Source organism: Thermus tengchongensis (genome assembly GCF_021462405.1).
GTDB lineage: Bacteria > Deinococcota > Deinococci > Deinococcales > Thermaceae > Thermus > Thermus tengchongensis.
Genome location: NZ_JAKEDU010000010.1, coordinates 53,050 through 71,156 on the forward strand (window position 1 = coordinate 53,050; position 18,107 = coordinate 71,156).

The window sequence follows — 18,107 nt, forward strand, 5'->3', positions numbered from 1 at the left end:
GAAACCTATGGGCTCGAGGCCAAAGTTCGCCCACCTGCACCAGCACACCCAGTTCTCCCTCCTGGACGGGGCGGCGAAGCTTTCTGACCTTCTTGAATGGGTGAAGACGGTTTCCCCCGAGGACCCCGCCCTGGCCATCACCGACCACGGCAACCTCTTTGGCGCTGTGGAGTTCTACAAGAAGGCCACCGCCATGGGGGTGAAGCCCATCATCGGCTACGAGGCCTACGTGGCCGCGGAAAGCCGCTACGACCGTAAGCGGGGCAAGGGCCTGGACGGGGGCTACTTCCACCTCACCCTTCTCGCCAAGGACTTCACGGGCTACCAGAACTTGGTGCGCCTGGCGAGCCGGGCCTACCTGGAGGGGTTTTACGAAAAACCCCGCATTGACCGGGAGATTCTAAGGGAGCATTCAGAGGGGCTTATCGCTCTCTCCGGCTGCCTAGGGGCGGAGATCCCCCAGTTCATCCTGCAAGACCGCCTGGACCTGGCCGAGGCCCGGCTCAACGAGTATTTGGCCATCTTCGGCGACCGCTTCTTCATCGAGATCCAGAACCACGGCCTGCCGGAGCAGAAGAAGGTAAACGAGGTCCTCCGGGAGTTTGCCCGGAAGTACGGCCTGGGGATGGTGGCCACCAATGACGGCCACTACGTGCGCAAGGAGGACGCCCGGGCCCACGAGGTGCTTCTCGCCATCCAGTCCAAGAGCACCCTGGATGATCCCGAGCGCTGGCGTTTCCCCTGCGACGAGTTCTACGTGAAGACCCCGGAGGAGATGCGGGCCATGCTCCCAAAGGAGGAGTGGGGGGACGAGCCCTTCGACAACACGGTGGAGATCGCCCGCATGTGCAACGTGGACCTCCCCATCGGGGACAAGATGACCTACCGCATCCCCCGCTTCCCCCTCCCCAAGGGCCGCACCGAGGCCCAGTACCTGCGTGAGCTCACCTTCAAGGGGCTCCTTGGGCGCTACCCCGACCGCATCACCGAGGACTTTTACCGGGAGGTTTTCCGGCGGCTGGGCAAGATGCCCCCCCACGGGGACGGGGCGGCCTTGGCGGCGAGCCTGGCCCAGGTGGAGCAGGCCGCCTGGGAGGGGTTGTTGCGGGAGCTACCCCCTTTGGAAGGGGTAAGGGAGTGGACGGCGGAGGCCATCCTCCACCGGGCGCTGTACGAGCTTGCCATCATCGAGCGCATGGGCTTTCCCGGCTACTTCCTCATCGTCCAGGACTATATCAACTGGGCCAAGGAGAACGGCATCTCCGTGGGGCCGGGGCGCGGTTCCGCGGCGGGGAGCCTGGTGGCCTACGCCGTGGGCATCACCAACATCGACCCCCTGCGCTTCGGCCTCCTCTTTGAGCGCTTCCTGAACCCGGAGCGGGTCTCCATGCCGGACATCGACACCGACTTCTCTGACCAGAAGCGGGACCAGGTGATCGAGTACGTGCGGAGGCGCTACGGGAAGGACAAGGTGGCCCAGATCGGCACCTTTGGGAGCCTGGCCTCCAAGGCCGCCTTGAAGGACGTGGCCCGGGTTTACGGCATCCCCCACAAGAAGGCGGAGGAGCTGGCCAAGCTGATTCCCGTGCAGTTCGGCAAGCCCAAGCCCCTGGCCGAGGCCATAGAGCTGGTGCCGGAGCTAAAGGCGGAGATGGAGAAAGACCCCCGGGTGCGGGAGGTGATTGAGGTGGCCATGCGCCTGGAGGGCCTGAACCGCCACGCTTCCGTGCACGCCGCCGGGGTGGTGATCGCCCAAGAGCCCCTCACCGACCTGGTGCCCCTCATGCGGGACCAGGAGGGGCGGCCCGTGACCCAGTACGACATGGGGGCGGTGGAGGCCTTGGGGCTTTTGAAGATGGACTTCCTGGGCCTGCGCACCCTCACCTTCCTGGACGAGGCCAAGAAGATCGTCAAGGAGTCCAAGGGGGTGGAGCTGGACTACGACCGGCTTCCCCTGGACGACCCCAAGACCTTTGAGCTCCTCGCCCGGGGGGAGACCAAGGGGGTGTTCCAGCTGGAGTCCGGGGGGATGACGAACACGGTGCGGGGGTTGAAGCCCAGGCGCCTCGAGGACATCATCGCCCTGGTCTCCCTCTACCGCCCTGGGCCCATGGAGCACATTCCCACCTACATCCGCCGCCACCACGGGCAGGAGCCCGTGAGCTACGTGGAGTTCCCCCACGCGGAGAAGTACCTGAGGCCCATCCTGGATGAGACCTACGGTATCCCCGTCTACCAGGAGCAGATCATGCAGATCGCCTCCGCAGTGGCCGGGTACTCCCTGGGGGAGGCGGACCTCCTCCGCCGCGCCATGGGCAAGAAGAAGGTGGAGGAGATGCAGAAGCACCGGGAGCGCTTCGTGCGGGGGGCCAGGGAGCGGGGCGTGCCCGAGGAGGAGGCCAACCGGCTTTTTGACATGCTGGAGGCCTTCGCCAACTATGGCTTTAACAAGAGCCATGCAGCCGCCTACAGCCTCCTCTCCTACCAGACCGCCTACGTGAAGGCCCACTACCCGGTGGAGTTCATGGCCGCCCTCCTCACCGTGGAGCGCCACGACTCCGACAAGGTGGCGGAGTACATCCGGGACGCCCGGGCCATGGGCATTGCCGTCCTTCCCCCGGACATCAACCGCTCGGGCTTCGACTTCAAGGTGGTGGGGGAAGAGATCCTCTTTGGCCTCTCCGCGGTGAAAAACGTGGGGGAAGGCGCCGCTAGGGCCATCCTAGAGGAGAGGGAGCGGGGGGGGCGCTTCCGGAGCCTGGGGGACTTCCTCAAGCGCCTGGACGAGAAGGTGGTGAATAAGCGCACCCTGGAGTCCCTCATCAAGGCGGGGGCCTTTGACGCCTTTGGGGACAGGGCCCGGTTGCTGGCTTCCTTGGACGCCCTGCTCCGGTGGGCGGCGGAAAGCAGGGAGCGGGAGCGATCCGGCATGATGGGCTTGTTCGCTGAGGTGGAAGAGCCTCCCTTGGTGGAGGCCGAGCCCTTGGACGAGATCACCCGCCTACGCTACGAAAAGGAGGCCCTGGGGATCTACGTCTCCGGCCACCCCGTTTTGCGCTACCCCGGGCTTCGGGAGGTGGCGAGCTGCCCCCTGGCCGAACTCCCCCACTTCGCCCGCGACCTCCCGCCCCGCGCCCGGGTGCTCCTTTCCGGCATGGTGGAGGAGGTGGTGCGCAAGCCCACGAGGAGCGGGGGCATGATGGCCCGCTTCATGCTCTCCGATGAGACCGGGGCCCTGGAGGTGGTGGCTTTTGGCCGGGCTTACGAGGGGGTTTCCCCCAAGCTCAAGGAGGATACCCCCCTTCTGGTCCTGGCGGAGGTGGAGCGGGAAGAGGGGGGGCTTAGGGTCATCGCCCAGGCGGTCTGGACCTACGAGGAGGTGGCCGAGGCCCCCAGGGCCCTCGAGGTGGAGGTGGACCACGCTCTTTTGGACGAAGCGGGTGTGGCCCTCCTAAAGAGCCTTCTGGACGAGTACCCCGGGACCCTTCCCCTTTACCTCAGGGTGCAAGGGCCTTTTGGTGAGGCCATCCTCTCCTTGCGGGAAACCCGGGTGGGGGAAGGAGCGCTGGAGGCCCTCGAGGCCGAGGGGTTCCGCGCCTATCTGGTCCCGGATCGGGAGGCCTTCCTCCAGGGGAACGGCGGAGGAGGGTCCAAGGAGGAAGTGGTGCCCTTTTAAGAAAGAAAGGAGGCTGGGCCTAGGCCCAGCCTCCTTTGCCCCTTTTCCGGGGCCCCCAACCTGGCTTTACTAGGTTGGGGTGGCTTTAGAAGTCCATGTCCCCGCCGCCCGCAGGCGCAGGGGTGGACTCCTTCTTCTCGGGCTTCTCCGCCACCACCGCCTCGGTGGTCAGGATGAGGGAGCCGATGGAAGCGGCATTCTGCAGGGCGGAGCGGGTCACCTTGGCGGGGTCCACGATGCCAGCCTCCACCATGTCCGCGTACTCCCCGGTGGCGGCGTTGAAGCCCAGGCGGAGGTTCTTGGTCTCGGAGAGGATCCTCTGGACCACCACGGAGCCCTCGTAGCCGGCGTTCTCGGCGATCTGACGGGCAGGTTCCTCCAGGGCCCGGCGCACGATCTTAGCCCCAGTGGCCTCGTCCCCCTCCAGCTTCTTAAGGAGCTCGTCCACGGCGCTGATGGCCCTGAGAAGCGCCACGCCACCGCCCGGGACGATGCCCTCCTCCACCGCGGCCCGGGTGGCGTTCAGGGCATCCTCAAAGCGGTGCTTCTTCTCCTTGAGCTCGGTCTCGGTGGCGGCGCCCACCCGGATCACTGCCACGCCGCCCGCCAGCTTGGCCAGGCGCTCCTGGAGCTTCTCCTTGGCGTACTCGCTGTCTGTGGTCTCCAGCTCCTTCTTGATGCCGTTGATGCGGGCCTCGATGTCCTCCTTCTTACCCTTGCCGCCCACGATGGTGGTCTCGTCCTTGGTGATGCGCACCCGCTCGGCCCGGCCCAGCATGGAGAGGGTGGCGTTCTCCAGCTTGAAGCCAAGCTCCTCGGAGATGACGGTGCCGCCCGTGACCGCGGCGATGTCCTTCAGCATCTCCTTGCGGCGGTCACCGAAGCCGGGGGCCTTCACCGCGGCCACGTTCAGGGTGCCCCGGAGCTTGTTCACCACCAGGGTAGCCAGGGCCTCGCCTTCCACGTCCTCGGCGATCAGGAGGAGGGGCTTACCCGTCTGGGCCACCTGCTCCAGGATGGGGAGGAGTTCGCGAACGTTGGAGACCTTCTTCTCCACGATGAGGATGAAGGCGTCCTCGAGGACCGCCTCCATGGCGTCGGGGTTGGTGATGAAGTAGGGGGAGATGTACCCCTTGTCAAACTGGTACCCCTCCACGAACTTCAGTTCGGTCTCCAGGCTCTTGGACTCCTCGACGGTGATGATCCCCTCCTTCCCCACCTTCTCCATGGCGTCGGCGATGAGCTTGCCGACGTCAGGGTCGTTGGCGGAGATGGTGGCCACCTCCTCGATGGCCTTGCGGTCCTCCACGGGGATGGCCAGGGAGCGGATCTTCTCCACCGCCGCCTCCACCGCCTTCTCGATGCCCCGCTTGAGGGCCAGGGGGTTGGCGCCGGCGGCCACGTTCTTCAGGCCCTCCCGCACGATGGCCTGGGCCAAGACGGTGGCGGTGGTGGTGCCGTCACCGGCCACGTCGTTGGTCTTGGAGGCCACCTCCTTGAGGAGCTGGGCCCCGATGTTCTCCAAGTGGTTCTCCAGCTCGATCTCCTTGGCCACCGTCACCCCGTCCTTGGTGATGGTGGGGGAGCCGAACTTCTTCTCCAGGACCACGTTCCGACCCCGGGGGCCAAGGGTTACCTTCACCGCATCGGCCACCGCATTAACGCCGCGCTCCAAGGCCCGGCGGGCTGCCTCGTCAAACACCAGGATCTTCGCCATACCTCACCTCCCTTACTGCAGAACCGCCAAAAGGTCGCGCTCGGAGAGGATCACGTACTCCTCGCCGTCGATTTCGATCTCGGTGCCGCCGTACTTGGCAAAGACCACGATGTCCCCCTCCTTAACCTCGAGGGGCACCTTCTGCCCGTTCTCCAGGACGCGGCCCGAGCCCACCGCGATCACCTTGCCCTTCTGGGGCTTCTCCTTGGCGGTGTCGGGGAGCACGATGCCGCCCTTGGTCTTGGGCTCCTCCTCAATCCGCTTCACCACAACCCGGTCGCCTAGGGGCTTGATCACCGTCTTCACCTCCGCGGCCATATTCACTCCCTCCTTTGACGCTCAAAGGGCGAGAGTGTCAAACCAAGGGTTATTATTTCGCCCCCGCATGTTCCTGTCAAGGGGGTTGAGGGGGGTTTTATAAGGTCAGCACGGGGGAGAAGGAGCACGGGCTCTTGCCCTCGGTGGACACCGAATCCTTTGCGGCCGTCCTGGAGGCTTTTGCCCGGGTCCGAGGGGCGGGAAGGGGAAGGTGGGGCGGGTGGAGGCGCGGTGCGCTTACCTCCAGACCCAGCCCGCCCTTATCCGGAGCTACACCCTCTTCCACTGGTGGCTAGGGGGATGTTGGAGGGAAGGCTGCAAAAGGAGTTCTTAAATTTAGGCTTCTTTGGCGTTGGGCCTCGTAGAGGAGGAGGGCGGCGCTCACGGAAACGTTGAGGCTATCCGCCACTCCCCGCATGGGGATGCGCACCCGAGTCTGGGCCCGCCGAAGCCAGGCCTCGGGGAGCCCCTCGTCCTCGGCCCCCAGGAGGAAGGCCACCCCCCTTCGGTAGTCCTCTTCCCAATAGATCCTTTCCCCTTTGGGGGTGGCGGCCACCAGGAGGAGCCCCCTTTGCTCCAGGAAGCGGGCCGCTTCTCCTTCGGAGGCGGGGTAGACGGGCAGGGAGAAGACCACCCCCGTGGAGTTCCGGATCACCTGGGGGCTATAGAGGTCCACCCCTTCCGCCACCAGGACCAGATCCACCCCTGCCCCGTCCGCGGAGCGCAGGATGGCCCCAAGGTTGCCGGGTTTTTCCAGGCCCAGAAGGACCAAGACCAGGGGGTTTTGCGGGAGCCGGACCTCCTTTAGGGTTTTGTGGGGCAGACGGAAGACCCCGATGACGGGAGGCGGGTTCTCCCTTACGGAAACCCGCTCCATCGCCTCCTGGGAAAGCTCCAGGATGGGGGCCGATCCCACCAGGGCTTGGTCCTCAGGGGTGGCCTTGGGGCCGAGGAGGAGGGTTTCCAGCTGGAGGCCGGCCCTTAGGGCCCGTTCCACCTCCCGCCGTCCCTCCACCAAAAAAAGCCCAGCCCGCTCCCGCTCCTTGCGTTCCTTCAGGGCAGCCAGGGCCTTCACCCTGGGGTTAGCGGGGCTTTGGATGCGCATGGCGGTTCCTCGGTTCGGGATTTCCCAGGAGGCGCACCGCAAAGCGGGCGATTCGGGGTCCGGAAAGCTCCAGGGAAACCTCCTCCACCTGGGGCAGTTCCTCCAGAAGCCGGGAAAGCCTGAGGACGATTTCCTGGTAGGGGGCGGGGTCGAGAGGCCCCGAAAGATCTGGGCTTTGCCCGTGGCTTAAGGGCCTTACCAGCTCCTGGGCGTCCTTCTGGGTGAGGGGGGAAAGCCGTTGGCCCAACACTTGGTCCCCCAGGGGGGTGGGCAGGACCAGGGTGAAAACGGGGCCGAAAAGGGGATGGGGTTTGGCGGTGAGCTTGAGGGAAAGCCCTTCCCCCTTCCCCAAAGGCAGGCCGAAGCACTCCAAGAGGGCAGCCCCCTCCGCCTGGCTTAGGGTCTTTTTCCCTTCTAGAAGCTTCCTTGCCTCCTCCAGGCGCAGGTCGGGGAAGTCGGGGAAGTGGAGGGGTTCTTCCCGCCAGACCTTGTAACCCCAGGCCCGGCTCAAGGCGATGGCCGCGGATTCGGGGAAGCGGTAGAGGGCCGCTTGGCCCAGCACCCGCGCCCGCACCCCAGGGGAGCCCATCACGCAGGCCAAAAGAAGCTTGTTCCCTTCTGCCTTCTCCAAAAGGGCCAGGAACTCCTCCTCGCTGGTAAAGCCCATGGGCACAAAGAGGAGGAAGATACTTCCCGCCTCGCTTTCCAGGGCCTCGGCCAGGGCCTTGGCGAAATCCTCCCTATTGGCAGTGGAACCCAGGTCTACGTGCTCCACCTCCAGGCCTCCTTCCCTCAGGGCCTCGAGGGCCAGGTTGGAGGGGCCGGAAGCGTTGGAGATGAGGCGCACCCGGTTGTTTTCCGGAAGGCGCCCCAGGGCCAGAAGGGCGGCCACGTCAAAGGCCTCCTCCAGGCTGTTGGCCCGGATCACCCCGGCCTGGGCGAAGAGGGTGCGCACCAAGGGATCCCGGGAAGGATGCACCGCCAGGATGGGCTTTTTCTTGCCAATCCTCCGGGCTAGGCGGGAGAAGCGCCGGGGGTTGCCAAAGCTCTCCAGGTAGAGGAGGATCACCCGGGTCCTTTCGTCCTCCTCCCAGAACTGCAAAAGGTCGTTGGAGGAGAGGTCCGCCTTGGCTCCTAAGGAGACGAAGGAGGAGATGCCGAGTCCCATGCCCTCCGCATAGGCCATCACCGCCCGGCCCAGGGTGCCGGACTGGCTGGAGATGGCTAGGGGTCCGGGTTTGGGGAGGGGGGCCAGGCCCGCCGCCAGGCGCACCTCGGGGTGGGTGTGGACCAGACCCAACGAACCCGGGCCCAGAAGGCGCATCCCCAGGCGCCTGGCCTTGTCGGCCAGCTCCCTGGCCTCTTGTTCCTGGAAGCCGGTGGTAAGGACCACGCTGGCCCGCACCCCTCGTCTTCCCGAGGCCTCGAGGGCCTCCCAAACCCGCTCCTTGGGCACGGCGATCACCGCCAGGTCCACGGGGCCGGGGATGCTCTCCACCCGGGGGTAGGCGAGAAGGGGCCCCACCGTGCCCCCCTCCTTGCCGATGGCCTCATTCACCGGGTAGACGGGGCCTTGGAAGCGGCCGAAGATGAGGTTTTCCAACACCCGGTAGCCGATGCTTTCCGGGTCGCGGCTTGCCCCCACCACCGCCACCCCCCGGGGAAAGAAGAAGGGATGGAGGCTTGCAAGGGTGGAAACCTTTTCCCGCCACTCAAACCGCTCCGCCGCCCTTTCCTCCAGGAGGATCTCAAACTCCACCTCCACCTCCCCGCTATCCCGGTGGGCCCGCACCTGGAAGCCGCTTTCCATGAAGACGTTGAGCATCTTCTGGTTCTCCGCCAGGACGAAGGCCTGAAACCGCCTTATCCCCCGCTTGGCGGCGATCAAGGCCAGGCGCTCCAGAAGGAGGGTGCCCAGGCCCTTGCCTTGGAAGGCGTCATCCACCAGAAAGGCCACCTCGGCGGTGTCCTCCCCCTTTAGGCGCACGTACTCCCCCGTGGCCACCATCCTGGGGGGGTCCCCCGCCAGGACCATGAGGGTTACCTTCTCCTCCTGGGGTTTGGCGGAAAGGAGGAGCTCCGCCGCCTTTTCCGGGGAGATGGGGGAGAAGAAGCGCATGCGCAAGGACTCCGGGGATAGCCGCCTCAGGAACTCCACGAAAAGGGGAAGGTCCTTGGGACCTGCCCGCCTCAGGAAGGCGGTGCGCCCGTCCTTGAGGAGGATGGGGCCCTCCTCGAGGCCGTGCTGGGGCGTGGGTGGGGGCACGTAGCCCATACCTTTAGCCTACATCCGGGTAGCATGGGGGTATGCTGCGCCTGGATACCCGCTTCCTCCCGGATTTCCCCCAGACTTTTAAGGAGCACGGGCCCCTCCTTCTTCAGGCCCGGGAGGCCCTTTTGGCCAAGCGGAAGGATCCCCAAAGCATGCTGGGCTGGATGGACCTCCCCGAGGACACGGAGACCCTCAGGGAGGTCCGCCGCTTCCGCGAGGCCAACCCCTGGGTAGAGGACTTCGTGCTCTTGGGCATTGGGGGTAGCGCCCTGGGCCCCAAGGCCCTCGAGGCCGCCTTCAACGGAAGCAGCGTGCGCTTCCACTACGTGGACCACGTGGAGCCGGAGCCTGTGCTTCGGCTCCTTCGGGGCCTAGACCCCCGGAAGACCCTGGTAAATGCGGTTTCTAAGTCGGGGGCTACCGCGGAAACCCTGGCCGCTCTCCTCCTCTTCCTCAACTGGTTGCGGGAACACCTGGGGGAGGACTGGCGGCGGCACCTGGTCTTCACCACCGACCCCAAGCGGGGGGCGCTCCGGGCCCTGGCGGAGCGGGAGGGGCTTAGGGTTTTCGCCATCCCCGAAAACGTGGGGGGGCGGTTTTCCGTGCTTTCCCCGGTGGGGCTCCTGCCCCTGGCCTTCGCCGGGGCGGACCTCGAGGCCCTCCTTATGGGGGCGAGGAAGGCCAACGAGGTGGCCCTGGCTCCCCTGGAGGAGAGCCTTCCCCTGCAGACCGCCCTTCTGCAACACCTCCACCGCCACCTGCCCGTCACCGTCTTCATGGTCTACTCCGAGCGGCTTAAATACCTTCCTGCCTGGTTCGTCCAGCTCCACGATGAGTCCTTGGGCAAGCGGGATGAGGAGGGCAACCGGGTGGGCACCACCGCGGTGCCCGCCCTGGGTCCCCAGGACCAGCACGCCCAGGTGCAGCTCTTCCGGGAAGGTCCCTTGGATAAGCTCATCGTTCTGGTGGTGCCGGAAGGGGCCACGGAGGACCTCCTCCTGCCCCGGGTGGAAGGCCTCGAGGGGGAAGCAGGTTACCTCTTCGGCAAAGGCTTGTTCCAGCTCTTGAAGGCCGAGGCTGAGGCCACCTACCAGGCCTTGGCCGAGGCGGGGCAGAGGGTCTATACCCTCTACCTCTCGGAGGTTTCCCCCTACGCCGTGGGCTGGCTCTTGCAACACCTCATGTGGCAGACCGCCTTCCTGGGGGAACTCTGGAGGGTGAACGCCTTTGACCAGCCCGGGGTGGAGCTGGGCAAGCGCTTGACCTTTGCCCTTCTTGGGCGTCCCGGGTATGGCTCCTAACCTTGGAAGCGTGGAAATAAGTGTATGATGCCCCTAGGCATTAGGAGGTCTCTATGGACCGACTGGAGCCTTTGGGCATCAAACCGAGGAAACAGGTTTTCTGGAACACGGTTTCTCCCATCCTGGTGGAGCACACCCTGAGCCGGGGGGAGGGCTTTTTGGCCCACAAGGGTCCCTTGGTGGTGGACACCACCCCCTACACCGGGAGAAGCCCCCGGGACAAGTTCGTGGTGCGGGAGCCGGGCGTAGAGGAGGAGGTCTGGTGGGGAGAGGTGAACCAGCCCTTCGCCCCGGAGGCCTTCCAGGCTCTTCTGGAGCGGGTGGCCGCCTACCTCTCCGACCGGGACCTTTACGTTCAGGACCTTTACGCCGGAGCCGACCGGCGCTACCGCCTGGCGGTGAGGGTGGTGACGGAAAGCCCCTGGCACGCCCTTTTTGCCCGCAACATGTTCATCCTCCCGCGCCGTTTCCCCGAGGACGACGAGGTGGAGCCTTTCGCCCCCGGCTTCACCGTGATCCACGCCCCTTACTTCCTGGCCGACCCCGAGCGGGACGGTACCCGGAGCGAGGTGTTCGTGGGCATCAGCTTTCAGAGAAGGCTCGTCCTCATCGTGGGTACCAAGTACGCGGGGGAGATCAAGAAGAGCATCTTCACCGTGATGAACTACCTCATGCCCAAGCAGGGGGTCTTCCCCATGCACGCCTCGGCCAACGTGGGGAAGGAGGGGGATGTGGCCGTCTTCTTTGGTCTTTCTGGGACGGGCAAGACCACCCTTTCCACCGACCCAGAAAGGCCCTTGATCGGCGATGACGAGCACGGCTGGAGCGAGGAGGGGGTCTTCAACTTCGAGGGGGGGTGCTACGCCAAGGTCATCCGCCTTTCCCAGGAGCACGAACCCCTCATCTATAAAGCCTCCAACCAGTTTGAGGCCATCCTGGAGAACGTGGTGGTCAACCCGGAAAGCCGCCGGGTGGAGTGGGACGACGACACCAAAACCGAGAACACCCGGGCCTCTTACCCTCTTGCTCACCTGGAAAACGTGGTGGACTCGGGCATGGCCGGCCACCCCAAGGCCATCTTCTTCCTCTCCGCCGACGCCTACGGGGTCCTCCCCCCCATCGCCCGCCTTTCTCCGGAGCAGGCCATGTACTACTTCCTCTCCGGCTACACCGCCCGGGTGGCGGGCACGGAAAGGGGTGTCACCGAGCCCAAGGCCACCTTCTCTGCCTGCTTCGGGGCGCCCTTTCTTCCCCTCCATCCCGGGGTCTATGCCCGCATGCTGGGGGAGAAGATCAAGAAGCATGGTCCCAGGGTGTACCTGGTGAACACCGGCTGGACCGGGGGGCCTTACGGGGTGGGCCGACGTTTTCCCCTGCCCGTGACCCGGGCCCTTTTGCAGGCGGCGCTTTCTGGGGCCCTCGAGGGGGTCCCTTACCGCCAGGATCCCGTCTTCGGCTTTGAGGTGCCCTTGGAGGTGCCTGGGGTACCTAAGGAGCTTCTGGACCCGCGGGAAACCTGGGCCGACAAGGAAGCCTATGACCGCCAGGCCAGGAAGCTGGCCGCTCTTTTCCAGGAAAACTTCCGCAAATACGCCGACGGGGTGGAGGAGGTGGTGCTCCAGGCGGGGCCAAGGCTGGGGTAGAGGCAGTATGGGGGGGCTGGGCCCTGCGCTCAGCCCCTTGTCAAATAGGGCCAGGGGGTATTAGGCTCCTAAGTGGCAGGTAATGGAAGGGACAAATGTACTTCACCCCTGGACGAGGTCTTCTGGCAGAATGGAAAGCGCCACCGTCTGGGGGACGGGTGTCCTATGAGCCAAGCTTGGTTTAGCCGTTACGCCTGGGGCGTCTTGGTGTGGAACATCCTGGTGGCCCTCTGGGGGGCTTACGTGCGGGCCACCGGGTCGGGGGCGGGGTGTGGCTCCCACTGGCCCACTTGCAACGGGGAGATCATTCCCAGAACCCCGCAGGTGGAAACCCTTATCGAGTTCACCCACCGGGCCACCTCGGGCCTCGCCTTTCTTTCCGTGCTCTTTTTGGCCCTTCTCGCCTTCCGCCTCTTTCCCAAGGGCCACCCGGCGCGGCTGGGCTCCGGGGCGGCCTTTCTCTTCATGATCACCGAGAGCCTGGTGGGGGCTTCCCTGGTCCTGTTTGGCTGGACGGCCCATAACGTGAGCGCTGCCAGGGCCGTGGTGCAGATGGTGCACCTGGCCAACACCTATTTCCTCCTGGCCTCCTTGGTCCTTGCCGCCTGGTGGGCCTCAGGAGGTGCGCCTTTGCGCCTTAGGGGTCAGGGTGCCGTGGGTGTGGCCCTGATCCTAGGCCTCCTCGCGCTTCTTTTCCTGGGGATGAGCGGGGCGGTGACGGCCTTGGGCGATCTTCTTTTCCCCGTGCGGAACACCCTTGAGGCCCTGGAGCGCTCCTTGACCCCGGGCGAGCACTTCCTGGTGCGCCTTCGGGTTCTCCATCCCCTTATTGCGGTAAGCGTGGGGCTTTACGTGGTTTTCGCCGGTTACCTGGTAGCCCATCTTAGACCTTCCGTCTACACCCGCCGTTTCGCCCATGCTCTGGCTTACCTCTATGGGGTGCAGCTTCTGGCGGGCTTGGTGAACGTCTGGCTCAAGGCTCCCGTCTGGATGCAGATCCTCCACCTCTTCCTGGCCTATGCCGTGTGGCTTTTCTTCGTCCTCCTGATGGCCGCGGCCCTTGACCAGGGGGCTAGGCGGGTGGAGCTGGGGGAGGGTACCGAGGTGGGGCAGGTGCACCGGGGTACTGGGGGAGCCACCTGGAAGGACTACCTGGCCCTCACCAAGCCCCGGGTCATCAGCCTTCTCCTCTTGACCACCCTCCTGGCCATGCTCATCGCCGCCAAGGGCTGGCCTGGCACGGGCCTCTTCCTGGTGGTGGCCCTGGGAGGTTACATGATGGCGGGGGCGGCCAACGCCATCAACATGGTGGTGGACCGAGACATCGACGCCCGCATGCGCCGCACCGCCAAGCGCCCCACCGTGACCCAGCGCATTTCCAGCCGGGATGCACTCCTCTTCGCCTTTGGCCTGGCTCTTTTTGCCTTCCTTCTCCTCTGGTGGGGGGCGAACCTCCTTTCCGCCACCCTGGCCCTCATGGGCCTTATCTGGTACGTGTTGGTCTACACCCTTTACCTGAAGCGGCGGACCTGGCACAACATCGTCATCGGGGGGGCGGCGGGGGCCTTTCCTCCCTTGGTGGGCTGGGCGGCGGTGACGGGCGAGCTAAGCCTCTTCGCCTGGTACCTCTTCGCCCTCATCTTCTTCTGGACCCCGGTGCACTTCTGGGCCTTGGCCCTCATGATCCAGGACGACTACCGGGCCGTGGGTGTACCCATGCTACCCGTGGTGTTGGGGGAAAGGGTGACGGTGATGCAGATTGCCCTTTATGCCGTGCTTACTGCCTTGATTTCCCTCATGCCCCTCCTTTTGGGGGAACTCGGCCTGGTCTACTTCTTCTTGAGTCTAGCCCTTAACGCTTTGCTTATCCTTAAGAGCCTCGCCCTCTACCGTCAGCCCGAGCGGAGGACGGCGGTTTCGCTGTATAAATACTCCATGCTCTACCTGGCCCTCTTGTTCGTGGCCATGGCGGTAGATCGGGTGCTTTAGGGAGGGAAGCGGATGAGAAGAGTTGTAGCGGCGCTCATCAGTCTTTTAGGTCTGGCCCTGGCCCAGGAGAGCCACCGGGTGGCCATTACCCACCCCTTCTCCCCCTTCAACCGGGAGACCAACTTCCTCCTCATCTGGGTCTTGGTCTTCTCCGTCCTAGTCTTTGGGGTGGTGGCTGGGTCCTTGGCCTACATTACCTGGAAGTTCCGGGCCAAACCCGGTCAGGAAGGGGAGCCGCCTCAGGTCCACGGCAATGATCGGCTGGAGGTAGTCTGGACGGTGATCCCCATCTTGATCATCTTCGTTCTCTTCGGCCTGACGGCCCGGAGCCTTATCCAGGTGAATCGGCTTCCTGCGGGAGCCTTGAAGGTGGAGGTGACGGGCTACCAGTTTTGGTGGGACTTTAACTATCCTGAGCTGGGCTTCCGCACCTCCAACGAGCTCATCCTGCCTGCAGGGGTGCCGGTGGTGTTGGAGATTACCTCCAAAGACGTGATCCACTCCTTCTGGGTGCCGGGTCTGGCCGGAAAACGAGATGCCATTCCGGGACAAAAAACCCTTCTCTCCTTTACACCGGAAAAACCGGGCAACTACTACGGCTTCTGTGCCGAGCTCTGCGGCCCCAGCCACTCCCGCATGCTCTTCCGGGCCATCGTGGTGCCTAAAGAAGAGTTTGAGCGGTTTGTGGCTGCGGCCAAGAATTACACGCCTCCAGTGGCCGATGCCCAGGGGCAACAGGTCTTCCAGCAGAACTGCATGGCCTGCCACTCGGTGCAGGCCAAGATGCCTCCTGCGGTCATCGGACCGGAGCTGGGTTTCTTGGGCAATCGGGTGAGCCTGGCCGCGGGGATTGTGGATTACACGCCTGAGCACCTGAAGGCCTGGATCAAGGATCCTGCCTCCATGAAGCCGGGGAGCAAGATGCCGGGTTTTCCCCAGCTTTCCGAGGAGGACCTGAACGCTTTGGTCCGCTACCTGGATGGGCTTAAGGTGGAGGGTTTTGACTTCAAGGCGTTGCCTAAGTTCTAAGGAGGTATGGGCAGATGGCCATCGCAACTAAGCCAAAAGTTGGTTTCTGGGCGATCCTTTGGGATCTCCTGACCACGGTAGACCATAAGAAGATCGGGCTTTTGTACACGGCCACCGCCTTCTTCGCCTTTGCCCTGGCGGGGGTTTTCTCCCTCCTCATCCGGGCGCAGCTGGCGGTACCCAACAACACCTTCCTCACCGGGGAGCAGTACAACCAGGTCCTGACCCTGCACGGGGCCACCATGCTCTTCTTCTTCATCATCCAGGCCGGGCTTACCGGCTTCGGCAACTTCGTGGTGCCCCTGATGCTGGGGGCCCGGGACGTAGCCCTGCCCCGGGTGAACGCCTTCAGCTATTGGGCCTTTTTGGGGGCCATCATCCTCGCCCTCATGAGCTTCTTTTTCCCGGGTGGGGCTCCCAGCGTGGGCTGGACCTTCTACTACCCCTTCTCCGTGCAGTCGGGGAGCGGGGTGAACTTCTACATGGCGGCCATCCTGCTCCTCGGCTTTTCCAGCCTCTTGGGCAACGCCAACTTCATCGCCACCATCTACAACCTGCGGGCCCAGGGGATGAGCTTGTGGAAGATGCCCATGTACGTGTGGAGCGTCTTTGCCGCCAGCGTCCTCAACCTCTTCAGCTTGGCGGGCCTCACGGCGGCCACCTTGCTCGTCCTCCTGGACCGGAAGATCGGCCTCACCTGGTTTAACCCCGACATCGGGGGCGACCCGGTGCTCTTCCAGCAGTTCTTCTGGTTCTACTCCCACCCCACGGTCTACGTGATGCTCCTGCCCTACCTGGGCATCCTGGCGGAGGTGGCCTCCACCTTTGCCCGGAAGCCCCTCTTCGGCTACAAGCAGATGGTCTGGGCCCAGATGGGCATCGTGGTGCTGGGCACCATGGTTTGGGCCCACCACATGTTCACCGTGGGCGAGTCCACCATCTTCCAGATCGCCTTCGCCTTCTTTACGGCCCTCATCGCCGTGCCCACTGGGGTGAAGCTTTTCAACTTGATCGGCACCCTTTGGGGTGGGCACCTGCAGATGAAGACGCCCCTCCTTTGGGTGCTGGGCTTTATCTTCAACTTTCTCCTGGGTGGCATCACCGGGGTCATGCTCTCCATGACCCCCTTGGACTACCACTTCCAGGACTCCTACTTCGTGGTAGCCCACTTCCACAACGTGCTCATGGCGGGGTCTGGCTTTGGGGCCTTCGCCGGGCTTTACTACTGGTGGCCCAAGATGACGGGCCGCATGTACGACGAGCGTTTGGGACGGCTTCACTTCTGGCTCTTCCTGGTGGGCTACCTGGTCACCTTCCTGCCCCAGTACGCCCTGGGCTTTTTGGGCATGCCCCGGCGCTACTACACCTACAATGCGGACATCGCCGGCTGGCCGGAGCTTAACCTGATCTCCACCATCGGGGCCTTCATCCTGGGTCTAGGAGGTCTGGTCTGGATCTACACCATGTGGAAGAGCCTGCGCTCCGGAGAGAGGGCTCCGGATAACCCCTGGGGCGGCTACACCTTGGAGTGGCTCACCAGCTCTCCGCCCAAGGCCCATAACTTCGACGTGGCCCTGCCCAAGGACTTCCCCTCCGAGCGGCCTCTCTACGACTGGGCCAAGAAGGGGGTGGAGCTGAAGCCGGAAGACCCCAGCCACATCCACCTGCCCAACAGCTCCTTCTGGCCCTTCTACGCCGCCGCCACCCTCTTTGCCTTCTTCGTTTCCGTGGCCGCCCTGCCCGTGCCCAACGTGTGGATGTGGGTCTTCCTGGGCCTCTTTGCCTACGGGCTGGTGCGCTGGGCCCTCGAGGACGAGTACAGCCACCCGGTGGAGCACCACACCCTCTCTGGCAAGTCCAACGCCTGGATGGGGATGGCCTGGTTCATCGTTTCGGAGGTGGGCCTTTTCGCCATCCTCATCGCCGGCTACCTATACCTGCGCCTCACCGGCGCCGCCGTGCCTCCCGAGGAGCGGCCTGCTTTGTGGCTGGCCCTCCTCAACACCTTCTTCCTGGTGAGCTCCTCCTTCACCGTGCACTTCGCCCACCACGACCTGAGGCGGGGCCGGTTCAGTCCCTTCCGCTTTGGCCTTCTCGTCACCATCATCCTGGGCGTGCTCTTCTTCCTGGTCCAGAGCTACGAGTTCTACCACTTCCACCACGCCTCCAGCTGGCAGGAGAACCTCTGGACCGCCACCTTCTTCACCATCGTGGGCCTTCACGGCCTGCACGTGGTGATCGGAGGCTTTGGCCTCATCCTGGCCTACCTGCAAGCCCTCCGCGGCAAGATCACCCAGCACCACCACGGCACCCTCGAGGCGGCCAGCATGTACTGGCACCTGGTGGATGCGGTCTGGCTGGTGATCGTGACCATCTTCTACGTCTGGTGATCCCTCTTGGTCTTGGCCCCCGCCATTTAGGCGGGGGCTTTGCTGTGTATGGGAAGGGATGCGCCTTTTGGTGGTAGATTTTGATCCCACATTCCGCACCCCTCCCACCTTCCCGTAGGATTTTGGGGTGGCAGAGACTCCCGACCTGCAGGTGTACGACCTCGGCCACCTGGGCCTGGTGGCCGGCATCCTGGACCGCATTGGACTGGTATCCCTGGTGGACAGGCGGGTAGGTCCCCGCCCGGGGGAGAAGGTGAGCACGGGGGTTGCCCTGAAGGCCGCGGTCCTCAACGCCCTGGGCTTCCTTTCCTCCCCCCTTTACCTCTTCGGCCACTTCTGGGAGGGCAAGCCCACGGAGTGGCTCTTGGGGAAGGGCATCACCCCGGACCTCCTCAACGACGACCGCATGGGGCGGATGCTGGACAGCCTGTATGCGGTGGGGGTGACGGAGCTCTTCCTGGAGGTGGCCAAGGAGGCCCACCGGGCCTTTGCCTTCCCGGTGCGGGCCTTGCACGTGGACACCACCAGCTTCCACGTGCACGGGCGGTATGAGGGGACGGGGGAGGAGGAGGCTATCCGCCTGGTGCGGGGGTACAGCCGGGACCACCGGCCGGACCTCAGGCAGTGGGTGATGGGCCTGGTGTGCGCGGACACGGGGGGCATCCCC

The 18,107-nt window shown here is 64.6% G+C and carries 11 protein-coding genes; 7 read left to right on the top strand and 4 right to left on the bottom strand.

The genetic code is table 11. The features are described from left to right. Positions 1-7 precede the first annotated feature (7 nt). Complete coding sequence (gene dnaE / locus L1087_RS10960) at positions 8-3,676, top strand: DNA polymerase III subunit alpha (RefSeq protein WP_234558936.1); 3,669 nt, start codon at positions 8-10, stop codon at positions 3,674-3,676. 85 nt (positions 3,677-3,761) lie between these two features. On the opposite strand, the gene groL is transcribed toward dnaE, so the two are convergent. From groL to L1087_RS10980, 4 genes are all read right to left on the bottom strand, one after another. After that, a complete protein-coding gene (groL, locus tag L1087_RS10965; protein ID WP_038040840.1) occupies positions 3,762-5,393 on the bottom strand; it encodes a chaperonin GroEL in 1,632 nt (543 codons plus the stop codon). Between the two features lie 12 nt (positions 5,394-5,405). Next, a complete protein-coding gene (gene groES, locus L1087_RS10970; RefSeq protein ID WP_038055202.1) occupies positions 5,406-5,711 on the bottom strand; it encodes a co-chaperone GroES in 306 nt (101 codons plus the stop codon). A 292-nt stretch (positions 5,712-6,003) separates the two neighbouring features. Beyond that, on the bottom strand, positions 6,004-6,816 hold the full coding sequence (locus L1087_RS10975; protein WP_135260163.1) for a TrmH family RNA methyltransferase: 813 nt from the start codon (positions 6,814-6,816) through the stop codon (positions 6,004-6,006). Further along, a complete protein-coding gene (locus tag L1087_RS10980; RefSeq protein WP_234558937.1) occupies positions 6,794-9,091 on the bottom strand; it encodes a GNAT family N-acetyltransferase in 2,298 nt (765 codons plus the stop codon). Before L1087_RS10980 ends, L1087_RS10975 begins: the two co-directional genes overlap by 23 nt. 32 nt (positions 9,092-9,123) lie before the next feature. Here L1087_RS10980 and pgi point away from each other — a divergent pair, with 32 nt between their 5' ends. The 6 genes from pgi to L1087_RS11010 all read left to right on the top strand — a co-directional run. Next, on the top strand, positions 9,124-10,389 hold the full coding sequence (gene pgi / locus L1087_RS10985) for a glucose-6-phosphate isomerase (RefSeq protein ID WP_234558938.1): 1,266 nt from the start codon (positions 9,124-9,126) through the stop codon (positions 10,387-10,389). A 53-nt stretch (positions 10,390-10,442) separates the two neighbouring features. Continuing rightward, positions 10,443-12,032 (top strand): phosphoenolpyruvate carboxykinase (ATP), encoded by a 1,590-nt coding sequence (gene pckA, locus L1087_RS10990; protein WP_234558939.1) that lies wholly within the window; start codon positions 10,443-10,445, stop codon positions 12,030-12,032. 165 nt (positions 12,033-12,197) lie between these two features. Continuing rightward, positions 12,198-14,021: a heme o synthase gene (locus L1087_RS10995; protein WP_234558940.1), complete on the top strand. Its 1,824-nt coding sequence runs from the start codon at positions 12,198-12,200 to the stop codon at positions 14,019-14,021. A gap of 12 nt (positions 14,022-14,033) precedes the next feature. Beyond that, complete coding sequence (gene coxB, locus L1087_RS11000; protein WP_234558941.1) at positions 14,034-15,050, top strand: cytochrome c oxidase subunit II; 1,017 nt, start codon at positions 14,034-14,036, stop codon at positions 15,048-15,050. Between the two features lie 14 nt (positions 15,051-15,064). Beyond that, positions 15,065-17,440, top strand: a complete 2,376-nt coding sequence (gene ctaD, locus L1087_RS11005; protein WP_234558942.1) for a cytochrome c oxidase subunit I — start codon at positions 15,065-15,067, stop codon at positions 17,438-17,440. Between the two features lie 127 nt (positions 17,441-17,567). Further along, positions 17,568-18,107 (top strand): IS1634 family transposase (locus L1087_RS11010; protein ID WP_234558943.1); only part of this gene is annotated, 540 nt, incomplete at its 3' end.